Genomic DNA, 12,392 nt, shown 5'->3' with positions numbered 1-12,392 from the left:
CGCTAAATAAATGTCGGAAAGGGCGGCCGTCAGAAACTAATTTCTCCGCGAGCGCTCGCGTAACGCAGCTTTCAGGCTCGTTTTCCTACCCGAACGTAACCACCGTTCGATTGCATCCTTGCAACGTCTATCAGCATTCAAAACGTCGATAAGAGCCAGCGCTAGGTTCTGGGTAGTTTGTAACCTCCCCTCGCGCAGCAGAAGCTCGCTTGCGCGTGAATAATAATAAGTCTCGAAAACCACTTTATCGGTGTCCGAGTTGTAGCCATAGAGGGGCGGTTTTCTTAGCCGGTCCATCTGACGCTTGAAGTCGCGTGCCATTTCATCCGAATGGAAATCGAATGCTGGATTTTCCGGGTCATGCTTGACCGGGAGCTTCGGCGGACGACCGCGAATTTTCCCCGTGAGATTTCGTCTTGTCTTCAACCGAACGCCCCTACACCTTGGTTGCGGAGAGCGTCGATATCGTCTGCCCAAGCCTGAGCCATCTTCACGCGATCATCCCAATAAAGCGCCCGGTGGTAGACGCGGCGGACCTGATCAGCTCCGACATGCGCCAATTCCGCTTCAATGGCGTCAGCAGGCCATTTCTTGCTTTCGTTCAACATAGTGGAAGCAGAGGCGCGAAATCCATGACTGGTCATCTCTTCGGACGTAAAGCCCAGGCGACGCAAGGCGCCGTTCAGCGTGTTCTCACTGATTGGCTGTTTTCGCGATTTGATCGATGGGAAAACGAGAGATCCATCCCCGGTATGCTTATGCAATTCCCGCAGAAGCCCAACCGCCTGAGTGGGCAGTGGCTTAACATGCCCCCGTCGCATTTTCATTCTGGCGGCGGGAATGGTCCACGTCGCCGCGTCCAGATCGAACTCAGACCAATGCGCTTTCCGCAATTCGCCTGGGCGCGGATAAAGCATTGCCATCAGTTGCAAGGCGGCCTTGGTTTCGGGCGTGCCCTCATAGGCCCAGACCGCCCGGAGCAATCCTCCAAAAGCTTGGGGATTGGTGATCGCTGCATGGTGTGTGACCGTAGGAGTGGTCAGAGCTCCTCGCAGTGCGCCGGTGGGGTCGTTGTCTGCTCGAGATGTTGCAATCGCATAGCGGAACACTTGGCCGGCAGTAGAGCGCATACGGCGGGCCGTTTCATAGTTTCCCTCGGCTTCCACAGCGCGTAAGGGTTCTAGAACTTCGGCAGCCGTAATTTCTGCGATGGGGCGCGAGCCAATGGCGGGTCTGATTAGATCAAGCAGCCAGCGCTTTTTGATCATAGTGGTTTCGGCTCGGCCTTCACGTTCGAATTTCTCCAGTAGCTCGTCAGCGATGGCGTCGAACGTGTTTGCGGACGAAACGCGCTGGCGACGCCGATCGGCTTTGACCTGTTCGCTTGGATCCGTTCCAGTCGCCAGTAGCGTTTTCGCGTCTTCTCGACGTCGACGCGCGTCGGCAAGCGATACTGACGGATACGCACCGAACGCTAGCAGTTTCTGTTTTCCATTAAATCGGTAGGCAAGACGCCACAATTTCGAGCCGGTAGGGCTGACAAGCAGATGAAGCCCACCACCGTCGCTGTATTTTTTCGCGGCGTTTTGCGGTTTCAGGTTCTTAATCGCGGTGTCTGTCAAAGCCATTGTTGGTATCGCCTCGGGCCAAAACGCGAGAAAAGCGCGCTATACCAACAACAGTACCAACAAAATCTGTGGCTGCAAGTGGAGCTCAGTGGAGGCCAGCAGAAACTCAGAAAGCAAAAAAGCCCGCTTGCGCGGGCTTTTTGGGGTGCTTCTGGACCTTGGTAGTGGTCTGAAGACTTGGAAATGGTGCCCAGAAGAGGACTCGAACCTCCACGCCCTTGCGAGCGCCAGCACCTGAAGCTGGTGCGTCTACCAATTCCGCCATCTGGGCGACGAGGACCCATCTAAGGGGTCGACCTGTCTCTGTCAATCGCGTTTTCGACATTCAGCCAGCTTTTTTTCAGCCAATGCTTTTTTCGCGTTGAAATGAGGGACGGGCGCGCTGACGTGCCCGACGAATTCACAGCCAAACAGCTATCAGGCTTCGAGAATTTCCTTCGAAGCGACAGTCGAATCGGCATTGAGCCGATAAACGACCGGAACACCGGTGTTGAGTTCCTGCTTGAGAATCTGTTCCGGTGTCAGACCATCGAGCGCCATGATCAGTGCGCGGAGCGAATTGCCGTGGGCTGCAACCAGAACGGTTTCGCCGCGCAGCACGTGTGGCTGCACCGTGTGCAGATAGTACGGCCAAACGCGCGCGCCGGTATCCTTCAGGCTTTCGCCGCCCGGAGGCGGGACGTCGTAGGAACGGCGCCAGATATGGACCTGTTCCTCGCCCCACTTGGCGCGGGCATCATCCTTGTTGAGGCCGGACAGATCGCCATAGTCGCGCTCGTTCAGGGCCTGATCGCGGATCGTCTTGAGATCAGACTGACCGAGCTGGTCCAGAATGTGCTGGCAGGTCACCTGCGCACGCGACAGCGCAGACGTATAGGCGATGTCGAACTTCAGACCGGCAGCTTTCAGGCGCTGGCCTGCGGCCTTCGCCTCGGCATGGCCCTGTTCGGTCAGGCCCGGATCGCGCCATCCGGTGAAGAGGTTCTTGAGGTTCCACTCGCTTTGACCGTGGCGGACCAGGACGAGAGTACGAGACATATGCGACGCTCCGTTAGAGAGCGCATCCCGAAAAGTGTGAAGCGGTTTTCGGATAAGATGCGCGATAAGACAAAACTCTGGAGAGCTGATCTGAACAGGTCGGATCGGCGCTCCGGTGGAAACGATCAGTCGTTCAGCCCGAGAACATCGAGCATCGAATAGAGACCGGGCTTTTTGCCATGGGCCCAGAGTGCGGCCTTGATGGCACCGCGTGCGAACACCGACCGGTCTTCGGCATGATGGGAAAGAACGACGCGTTCACCGGGACCAGCCAGAATCACCGAATGATCGCCGATAACCGAACCGCCGCGCAATGTTGCAAAGCCGATGGAGCCGGTTTCGCGCGGGCCGGTATAACCGTCACGCACGCGCACGCTGTTTTCCGCCAATGCAATGTCGCGCCCCTTCGCTGCCGCTTCGCCGAGAAGCAGCGCGGTGCCGGACGGTGCATCGACCTTGTGCTTGTGGTGCATCTCGAGAATTTCGATGTCGAAATCCGCAGGATCGAGCGCTTGCGCTGCTTTCTGCACCAGAACGGACAGAAGATTGACGCCGAGGCTCATATTGCCGGATTTGACGATGGTTGCATGGCGGGCGGCGGCGCGGATTTTCTCGTCGTCTTCAGCCGAGCAGCCCGTCGTGCCGATGACGTGCACGATGCGCGCTTGCGCAGCAAGCCCTGCAAATTCCACGCTTGCCGCAGGGCTTGTGAAGTCGAGGACGCCGTGCGCCTTGGCAAAGACCGGTAACGGATCGTCGGTGATTGTCACGCCGAGCGGGCCAATGCCGGTGACTTCGCCCGCATCCCTGCCGAGAAGTGGAGAGCTGGAGCGTTCGATGGCACCGACCAGTTTCGCGCCTTCGATGGTCTGGATGGTCCGGATCAATGTCTGGCCCATGCGTCCGCCAGCGCCGACGACGACGAGGCCCACTTCGCTGTTCTGCGTTTCTCCGCTCATCGGGGTTCTCCTGTCCGCAATTCTTCTGCCGTTTTTTCGGTGATGATATCGCCGTTGCCGCTCTGCAATTGATAAAAGCGGGCATAAACGCCGTTCTGGATGCCGATCAGATCGTCGTGACGCCCTTCTTCCACCACACGACCAGCTTCCATCACCACGATGCGATTTGCATTGACCACCGTGGAAAGCCGATGGGCAATCACGATTGTGGTGCGGTTCTGCATGATGCCTTCCAGCGCTTGCTGGACCCGCTTCTCCGATTCGTTGTCGAGGGCGGAAGTCGCTTCGTCGAGCAGGAGAACCGGCGCATTGCGCACGATGGCGCGAGCGATCGAGACGCGCTGGCGCTGGCCGCCAGAAAGCGTCACGCCGTTTTCGCCGACCGGCGTGTCGTAGCCCTGCGGCTGTTGCAGGATGAATTCATGCGCATGGGCAAGTTTCGCCGCCTCGATGATTTCCTCATCCGCCGCGTCCGGGCGGCCATAGCGGATATTGTCGGCAATGGTGCCTTCAAACAGATAGGGCTGCTGCGAGACATAGGCGATGGCATGGCGCAGCGACCGTTTCTTGACCTGTGCGATATCCTGTCCGTCGAACAGGATCTTGCCGCTGTCGAGATCGTAGAAGCGCTGGACAAGATTGATGAGCGTCGATTTGCCCGCGCCCGAAGCGCCCACCACGGCAGTGGTTTCTCCCGCCTTGGCGACGAAGCTGACGCCGTGAAGCACCGGGGCGGTCTCGTTATAGGAGAAATAGATATCCTCGAAGCGGATTTCGCCAGGACCGGCTTTCAGTTCCACAGCGTTTGGAAGATCGCGCTGGCGCGGCTCTATATCCAGCACTTCATAGATCATGCGCGCATTGACGAGCGCCTTTTCCAGCCCGACCTGAAGGCGGGCGAGGCGGCGAGCCGGGTCATAGGCAAGCAGCATTGCGGTGATGAAGGCAAAGGTTGCGCCGGGCGGTTGTTGTTCGAGAATGGCGCGGTAGCCGCTATAGGCCAGCACGCCGGAGACGGCAAAACCTGCCAGCATTTCGGAAATGGGCGTCGTGCGCTCGGAGACCTTGGCGATCTTGTTGCTACGGCCTTCGGACTGGTCGATGAGCTTGCCGATCTTGGCGCGCAACTGGTCTTCCATCGTAAAGGCCTTGACGATGGCAATGCCCTGAATCGATTCCTGCATCGCGCCCAGCAGATGGGAATTGAGATGCACGAGATCACGGGTGACAGAGCGAATGCGGCGCGAAATATAGGCAACGGCGAGAATAAGCGGCGGTCCGATCAGGAAAATCGCAACGGACAGAACCGGATCCATGTAGAACATCATGCCGACGAGACCGACGAGCGAGATGAAATCGCGCGCGATCGACGAAATCGTCATGTTGAGCAGATCGCGAATGCCGGAAACGTTCTGATTGATCTGCGCTGCCAGATGACCGGAACGGGTGTCGTTATAGAAATCGAGACCGAGCTTCATCAGATGGTCGAAAATGCGCTTTTGGTAGCGCGCGACCAGATTGTTGCCGATCTTGGCCAGTTCCACAGCCTGTATATAGCCGGAAATGCCACGCAATACGAAGATGGCCAGCAATGTGCCACAAATGACCCAGACCAGAGCGAGATTTTGCTCATAGAAGATCTTGTCGATCATCGGCTTCATCATATAGGCCAGTGCGCCATTCGATCCGCCGACGATGAGCGATGCCAGAATGGCGATAATGTAGTTCTTTTTATATTCGCGGATGTTTTCCGACATCATGCGCCGGATTACGCGGGTGGCTTCGCCCGTATCGATCTTCTTGTTTTTCTTCTTAAATAGACTCACGTGCAAAAGCGCTTTTTGTCTCTTAGCCCTCCGGCAGGTCCGGCGGCTATCGTTGAAAAATACGACTTCCCATACGGAAACGCTGCACTGAAAAAGCCATCGGCAATTTCAGTGCAGCGTTTCTATAACGTTATCCGTGCGGCTTGACCATCCTCAAGCTTTGCCGGTCAGAGCGGGATGTTTTTAAGCTGAACCATCATCCCGCTCTAAGTTTTTGTTTGAGCATGATTTTACCCGAAGACCGGTTCCCACTTTTCGGAATCATGCTCTAATGCGCCAGCGGCGTCCTTCGGTCGAAACTTCGAAACGGGCGGGGGCCTGCGCAAAGGCGGAAAGCCCTGTGAGGGCTGCAAGCTGGTGCGTGATCACGCGGACAGGAATGTCGCGCATGATGGCCTTGTGCGGGGCTTTGTCTTCGAATGCTTCGCGAAAAGCGCCGGACTTGAGCGCAGAAAGGATGCGCTGCGGAATGCCGCCGGAAAGATAGACACCGCCATGCGCCATGAAGATCAGCGCCAGATCGCCTGCAACGCGTCCGAGATAGGTGACGAACAGATGCAGGGTTTCTTCCGCCTGCGCATTGCTGCCATCGAGCCCTGTTGAAGTGATGTCGGCAGGTGTTTCCAGCGTTGGCGTCACCTTGTCGGCGGCGCATATGGCAAGATAGAGATTGCGCAGGCCGCGGCCGCACAGGATCTGTTCGCCAGCGACGCGGCCGTCGATGCGCTCGATATGCGGGAAGACCTGATAATCGCGTTCAGTGCGTGGGCCGATATCGATATGGCCGCCTTCGCCAGGCACCGGCACCCATGCATGGCGTGTGCGGACAAGACCGGCAACGCCAAGCCCCGTGCCCGGTCCGAGTACGACGCGGGTGGCAATCACTTCTTCCGGCTTGCCGCCAATCTGTTCCAGATGATCGCTGCCGAGAGACACGACGGCAAGCGCCTGCGCCTCGAAATCGTTCAGCACGGTCACGTCCTCGAAACCGAGATCGGCGATCATCTTCTTCGGACGCACGACCCAGTCGCAATTGGTGAGGTCGATTTCGTCACCGTCGACGGGGCCGGCCACGGCGAGAATTGCGGAGCGTGGCCGGATCGAAGTGTGATCAAGAATGGCGCTCTGTATCGCCTCATCGATGGTTGCATAATCCGCTGTCTGGAGAACGGGAAATTCCTTCGGCTCTGCATTGGAATCCACCAAGATAGCAAAGCGGGCATTGGTGCCGCCGATATCGCCGACGAGTACTGGAAACCGGAACCCCTGTTCGACCAGCTCTATCTCTTTGTTTTCATGCATGTTTTTGTCCCAAAGCCGGTTCCCACTTTTGGGAGACATGCTGTACTTCGCCAGCATGCCCTCTCCCTGGTCATGTCTCCCGCCCGCGGTGGTCTTCCGCGGGCGAGCCTGTCTTGTGCAGGATTAGAGCGCGTTTCGATCTGATTGGATCAGATCGCGCTCTAATCATTTGTTTTTACGCGCATCTTTTCCGAAAACCGTTTCACACTTTTCGGGATGCGCTTTAATCAAGCGCTTTGATCAGTTTTTCCGCTGTCGCGCGATTGAGCGCCATTGGAATATCGTAGACGCTGCCAAGGCGTGTCAGCGCCTTCACATCGACATCGTGCGGAAGCGGGGACAGCGGATCGATGAAGAAGATGAGCACTTCCACCGTGCCTTCCGCAATCATCGCGCCGATCTGCTGGTCTCCGCCGAGCGGCCCACTTTTCACACGCTGAATGCTGAGTGAAGGGCAGGCATCCAGAATGAGGCTGCCGGTCGTCCCCGTCGCCACGATGTCAAAGCGGGCCAAAGCCTGCTCATGCGCTTTGGCGAAGGCGACCATGTCATCCTTCTTCTGGTCGTGGGCGATCAATGCGATGCGCAGGCGTTCCGTCATGAATGAGCAACCTTACGAGTTGATAACCTTGTCATTAGCATTCTAAATCGTTTTAAATCTATAGCGAAGTGCCAAAGACCTGAAAAGCGCTAAAAGCCTTTACTGCACGCCGTAGGTGACATCCGCAACCGAATTCGGCGCAGGGCCGTTGAGGACGGCGGCACAGGCCTTCGGCAGATCGGAAACCATCACCGGACGCGGCTTTTTTGGCGGTTCCTTCGACGGCTTTGCGGGCTTCCATGGCTCGTCGGTGAACCACCAGGCGAGCGACTTGTCACAACCGTCGCCAGCAGCCACTTTCGGCTGTCCCTTGCATTGAGGCGAACCGGGCTGGCAGGTCAGGCGCACGTGGAAATGGTAGAAGTGCCCCCAATAGGGGCGAACCTTGCCGAGCCAGCTTCGGTCGCCCGTCACTGTGTCGCAAAGCTGCTTCTTGATGCCCGGATGCACGAAGATGCGCTCGACTTCCGGATAGCTTGCGGCATGCTTGATGAGGGCCGTGCGGGCGGGGGTCCATTTTTTCGGGTCCACATAAAGCGAATCCGGTTTCAGCATCGAAACGGCGGAAACGCTTTCGCGTTCGGCATCGGAAAACCGCTTTTTCGGCATCGGTGTCAGCCAGATATCGGCATCGAGGCCGACCTGATGCGAGGCATGACCGGTGAGCATCGGGCCGCCGCGCGGCTGTGAGATGTCACCGACGAGCAGGCCGGGCCAGCCGTCCTGTGCTGCATCGCGGGACAGTTTCTCCAGAAGACCGATCATGCGCGGATGACCCCAGCGGCGGTTGCGCGAAAGGCGCATGACCTGCCAGTTCGGTCCGTCCGTCGGCAATGCCACCGCCCCGGCAAGGCATCCTTTGGCATAAAAGCCGATGGATTGTGGCTGCTGCGTCAGCACAGGAAGCCTTTCACCGCCGAAAGCCTGTTTGGCCGGCATGTCTTCCGCCATGGCCATTGGCGCGAAGTCGGGCGCGATCATTGCGGCCAGCGAGGCTGCGAGAATGATCTTCTTCAATCTGTTTGCGATCATGGGGCAGTTCCATGTTTTGCCTACAGCATCGGCCCGAAAATCGATTACGATTTTCGGAAAGTACGATGCGTAGATTCGATCGGTTAGAGCATCCTTTGTGCGTCCATATGGACGCACGGCGCTCTAGGGGCTGCGGCTGCGAATCAAGACAACCGGATTGCGGGCATTATGCGGTGTCCACGGCAGGGCTTCAATGGCGGTCGACAGTTTGTGCTGCCGACCGCCATTTCCCTCAGCTCTTTCGTAGCCTTGCAAGCATGGCCAGAACCAGCAACGGCATGAAGGTGCAGAAGGTGATCAATGGCCAGGCAGTATCGCCAGGCAGGAAAATGACCAGTGCGGTTCCTGCGAGACTGACGATCAGGCTCTGAACACAGAAATAGACTGCGACCGCCATGCCCGCATTGTCGTCAAAAGCTGCAAGCGCACCATTCGCCGTCATCGATGCGGTGAGAACGATCCCGACAGCGGCAAGCCACATCGGGACGATGAGGCTTGTGAATGATGGTTGCAGCAGTGTCTCGCCCGCCAGAAGCAGGAGTGCGCTGGCAAGGAGCACGACCATGCCAAGGGCCACGCTTGTACGGGCACCCCATTTCTGCGTCTGGCGCGGCAGGATGCGCGTGGCGGCGATCATGACGCCGGCAACGCTTGCGAAAGCAAGGCTGAATCCTGTTTCGCCGAAGCCGCTGCGTTCGATCAGAATGCGCGGTGCGGTAGAAAAGAATACGAAGAACGTGCCCATCGCCGTGGCAAAGCCGAGCGTGTAGGTCCAGAAGCGGAAATCCTTTATGATCCGCCCCAGACTGCCGGCGTTTGGCGCATCGCCGGTCGGTCGTGTCTCGTGCCAGTGGCGCAAGGCGCGCCATGTTGCGATGAGACCGAACAGGCCCAGCAATGCGAAGATTGTCCGCCATCCGAAACCCTTTGCAATCAGTGCACCGGCAATCGGGCCAAGCGCAGGAACGAAGGAAAGCATGGCGCTGAAAAGGCCGTAGATCGTCGCGCCGTCGGGACGTGTCGCATAGACGTCGCGCACCGTTGCGAAAGTGGCGACAAGTGCCGCCGAGGCGCCCGTTGCCTGTACGAAGCGAAGCGCCACGAATAGCGCGGCATTGTCGGTAATCGCCAGCGCGAAGGACGAAAGGGCGAAAACCAATCCGCCACCAAGCAAGATGGGCCTGCGTCCGAAGCGGTCCGACAACGGGCCGAACAGCAGTTGCCCGACACCCAGCATCACCATGTAGAGGCTGAGCGTCAGCTGCACCATGGCGGGTGTCGTTTGCAGGATGGCGGGCATGGACGGCACGACCGGCAGGTAGATGTCCATGGCCAGCGAGGCGAGAATGTCGAAAGGGGCCATCAGCGCGAGCGCAAATGGCAGGGAGTAACTCCAGCGTGGAGTTTGTTTGTTATCAAAAGGCATGACGAAGCATCCGCTCGAGAAAGAATTCGGGCGGCGATCTGCCTGCTTTACAACGCGTGTCTTATCCGAAAATCGTTACACACTTTTCGGGATGCGCTTTAAGGGAAATTGGTCCGGGGCAGATGCCGCAACAGGTCGGAAAGGCTGTTGCGGCTTATCTGGTTGCGAGTTCGGTGCTGCTCATTCTGTTTTGTCCCGGTTCGATTACGGATGCATTTTTAACAGCCGCATCTGAACAATGCAAATCAGTGCCAGCTATCGTCGCGCCACATGGCCGAAAAGGCGGTCTCGTAGTCGGGATAGGCAAATTCATAGCCGAGATCCCTGATGCGCTGGTTGGAGACACGCTTGTTCTCGCCATAGAAGGAGCGCGCCATCGGCGTCATGTCGGCTTCCGCGAAGGGGACTTCCGGCGGCGGCGTCACGCCCATCAGTTCGGCTGCATAGGTGACGACATCCTGTGGTGGGCTTGGTTCATTGTCGGTGATATTGAAGATGCCGCCCGTGTTGGTTCCTGCCAGAAAACGCAGGCTACCGGCGATGTCATCGACGTGGATGCGGTTGAAGACCTGATTGTCTTTGATGATGCGCCGTGCAGTACCGCGTTCCAGATTAATGAAGGCGTTGCGGCCCGGCCCGTAAATGCCGGAAAGACGCAAGATTGCGAGCGGCGTTCCGTGCCGTTCGCTCAATTGTCCCCATGCTTCTTCGGCTTCCACCCGCTCCAGACTGCGGCGGGACGCAGGCTTGCAGGGAGCAGTCTCGTCCACCCATTGGCCCTGATGGTCGCCATAGACGCCGACCGTCGACAGATAGCCGATCCAGCGAATGGTGTTGTCGGGGCGACGAAGCGCTTCTTCTACAACGGCGACCGCCGGGTCGCCGCTTTCGCCGGGCGAAATCGAAACGACAACATGGGTCGATTGGGCAAGCCGGTCCAGAAGGTCGGGCGAAGGTGTTTCACCGTCAAAGAGCATCGGCTTTATGCCCGCCTTTTCAAGGAGCGGGAATTTCTGCTCGTGCCGCGTTGTCCCGTCGATGCGTTCCGCCTCACCTGTCATCCTTTGAGCAAAGGCTTGGGCAGAATAACCGGCTCCGAACAGAAAAACGCGCATCAAACTTCCTCCATAGAGCGCCGTGCGCCCGTTGGGACGCACATAGGACACTCTAATCCATTGAATCTACGCATCGTGTTTTCCGAAAATCGCTTCCGATTTTCGGGTCGATGCGGTGGTCCACTCTGCTTGCACCGTAGCATCCTCTTCCGATGAGGCCAGACGTTTCTGCATTTCAGCCACACGGTCGGGATTGGCCAATTGCTTCAAGGCCCATATAGCTGCCCCGCGCACGACAGGCGCTTCGTCTTCCAGCAGTCGTTCGACATCTGGCAGAAGCGTTTTATCACCGGAATTACCGGTGGCGATCAGCACATTGCGGAGGAAGCGGTCGCGCCCGATCCGTTTCACCGGGGAACCCGAAAACAAAGTGCGGAACGCGGGATCATCCAGCGTCAACAGGTCGGCCAGACGCAGCGCTTTCAGATCGTCGCGGGCTTTCAGCTTCATTTCGCTGGTTGCCTGCGCAAACTTGTTCCAAGGGCAGACGGAAAGGCAGTCATCGCAGCCATAGATGCGGTTGCCCATCGCCTTGCGGAATTCGTGCGGGATCGGCCCCTTGTTCTCGATGGTGAGATAGGAAATGCAGCGCCTTGCGTCGATGCGATAGGGCGAGGGGAAGGCCTTGGTCGGACAAGCGTCGAGGCAGGCGCGGCAGGAGCCGCAATGGTCGCGGTCAGGCTTGTCGGGCGGAATTTCCGCCGTTGTGAAGATGGAGCCGAGGAACAGCCATGATCCAAGCTCACGGCTTACCAGATTGGTGTGCTTGCCCTGCCAGCCGAGCCCCGCGGCCTCAGCCAGCGGCTTTTCCATGACGGGCGCGGTGTCGACGAAGACTTTGACATCCTGTCCGGCGCGCGCGGCAAAACGGCTCGCCACATGCTTGAGCTTGCCCTTGATGATGTCATGATAGTCGCGGTTTTGCGCGTAGACCGATATGGCCGCGCGATCCTGTTGCTCCAGAATGGCGAGCGGGTTGGCATCCGGCCCGTAATTCATCGCCAGCATCATGATGGAACGGACTTCCGGCCACAGCACGCTTGGATCGCTGCGGCGCGCCTCGGTTTCCTCCATCCATTCCATGTCGGCGTGGTGGCCATCGGCAATATATTGGCGCAGCCGTTCGGGCGCTTGCGGAATTGCATCCGGCGTGGTGAAGGCGACGGCATCGAAACCAACCGCCTTCGCCTCTTCGATCAGGAAGCGCTTCAGCTTTTCGGTTTTCGAACTAGAAGTCGAGGTCGCCATAATGGGCCACCGGGGCAAGCCGCGCACGCGGTCAGAAAGTAATGGGCGGAAGGCCGGGCGCGATTTCATGCGTGCATACCAGTCACGCGCTGCTTTGGTTTCGCCCCACTCGATTTCGCCGAGATAGTCTAGCACGGAAATGCATGCTGCCGCAGCCATGTCGGCATAGCTTGGATGCGCGCCACCCAGCCAGTCGCGGGTCGCGGCCAGCCAGTCG

11 protein-coding genes and 1 tRNA gene are annotated in these 12,392 nt (G+C 58.2%); all 12 read right to left on the bottom strand.

Translation table 11 applies throughout. The features are described from left to right. Nucleotides 1-36 precede the first annotated feature (36 nt). On the bottom strand, nucleotides 37-426 hold the full coding sequence (locus LJ361_RS19640; protein WP_264812099.1) for a hypothetical protein: 390 nt from the start codon (nucleotides 424-426) through the stop codon (nucleotides 37-39). Then, complete coding sequence (locus LJ361_RS19635; RefSeq protein WP_264812098.1) at nucleotides 423-1,628, bottom strand: tyrosine-type recombinase/integrase; 1,206 nt, start codon at nucleotides 1,626-1,628, stop codon at nucleotides 423-425. The genes LJ361_RS19640 and LJ361_RS19635 overlap by 4 nt, the downstream gene beginning before the upstream one ends. A gap of 184 nt (nucleotides 1,629-1,812) precedes the next feature. Beyond that, a tRNA-Leu gene (locus LJ361_RS19630) sits at nucleotides 1,813-1,899 on the bottom strand. A 146-nt stretch (nucleotides 1,900-2,045) separates the two neighbouring features. Continuing rightward, a complete protein-coding gene (locus tag LJ361_RS19625; protein ID WP_010659395.1) occupies nucleotides 2,046-2,666 on the bottom strand; it encodes a 2,3-bisphosphoglycerate-dependent phosphoglycerate mutase in 621 nt (206 codons plus the stop codon). 125 nt (nucleotides 2,667-2,791) lie between these two features. After that, nucleotides 2,792-3,625 carry a 4-hydroxy-tetrahydrodipicolinate reductase gene (gene dapB, locus LJ361_RS19620; RefSeq protein WP_010659396.1) on the bottom strand — a complete coding sequence of 278 codons (834 nt, stop codon included), beginning with the start codon at nucleotides 3,623-3,625 and terminating at the stop codon, nucleotides 2,792-2,794. Further along, nucleotides 3,622-5,451: an ABC transporter ATP-binding protein gene (locus tag LJ361_RS19615; RefSeq protein WP_010659397.1), complete on the bottom strand. Its 1,830-nt coding sequence runs from the start codon at nucleotides 5,449-5,451 to the stop codon at nucleotides 3,622-3,624. The genes dapB and LJ361_RS19615 overlap by 4 nt, the downstream gene beginning before the upstream one ends. 261 nt (nucleotides 5,452-5,712) lie before the next feature. After that, nucleotides 5,713-6,753, bottom strand: a complete 1,041-nt coding sequence (locus tag LJ361_RS19610) for a glucokinase (protein ID WP_010659398.1) — start codon at nucleotides 6,751-6,753, stop codon at nucleotides 5,713-5,715. 223 nt (nucleotides 6,754-6,976) lie between these two features. Next, nucleotides 6,977-7,354, bottom strand: a complete 378-nt coding sequence (locus LJ361_RS19605; RefSeq protein ID WP_010659399.1) for a methylglyoxal synthase — start codon at nucleotides 7,352-7,354, stop codon at nucleotides 6,977-6,979. A gap of 99 nt (nucleotides 7,355-7,453) precedes the next feature. Further along, the gene (gene mepA / locus LJ361_RS19600; protein WP_071632555.1) at nucleotides 7,454-8,386 is read right to left on the bottom strand and encodes a penicillin-insensitive murein endopeptidase; all 933 of its coding nucleotides are present in this window, start codon (nucleotides 8,384-8,386) and stop codon (nucleotides 7,454-7,456) included. 232 nt (nucleotides 8,387-8,618) lie between these two features. Further along, a complete protein-coding gene (gene cml, locus LJ361_RS19595) occupies nucleotides 8,619-9,812 on the bottom strand; it encodes a CmlA/FloR family chloramphenicol efflux MFS transporter (protein WP_264812097.1) in 1,194 nt (397 codons plus the stop codon). 245 nt (nucleotides 9,813-10,057) lie between these two features. After that, a complete protein-coding gene (locus LJ361_RS19590) occupies nucleotides 10,058-10,927 on the bottom strand; it encodes an SDR family oxidoreductase (RefSeq protein ID WP_010659402.1) in 870 nt (289 codons plus the stop codon). A gap of 66 nt (nucleotides 10,928-10,993) precedes the next feature. Then, a complete protein-coding gene (queG, locus tag LJ361_RS19585) occupies nucleotides 10,994-12,175 on the bottom strand; it encodes a tRNA epoxyqueuosine(34) reductase QueG (protein WP_010659403.1) in 1,182 nt (393 codons plus the stop codon). Nucleotides 12,176-12,392: the final 217 nt, after the last annotated feature.

This window comes from Brucella sp. JSBI001 (genome assembly GCF_026014005.1).
Lineage (GTDB): Bacteria > Pseudomonadota > Alphaproteobacteria > Rhizobiales > Rhizobiaceae > Brucella > Brucella anthropi.
This window is presented reverse-complemented; position numbering and strand designations above follow the sequence as displayed.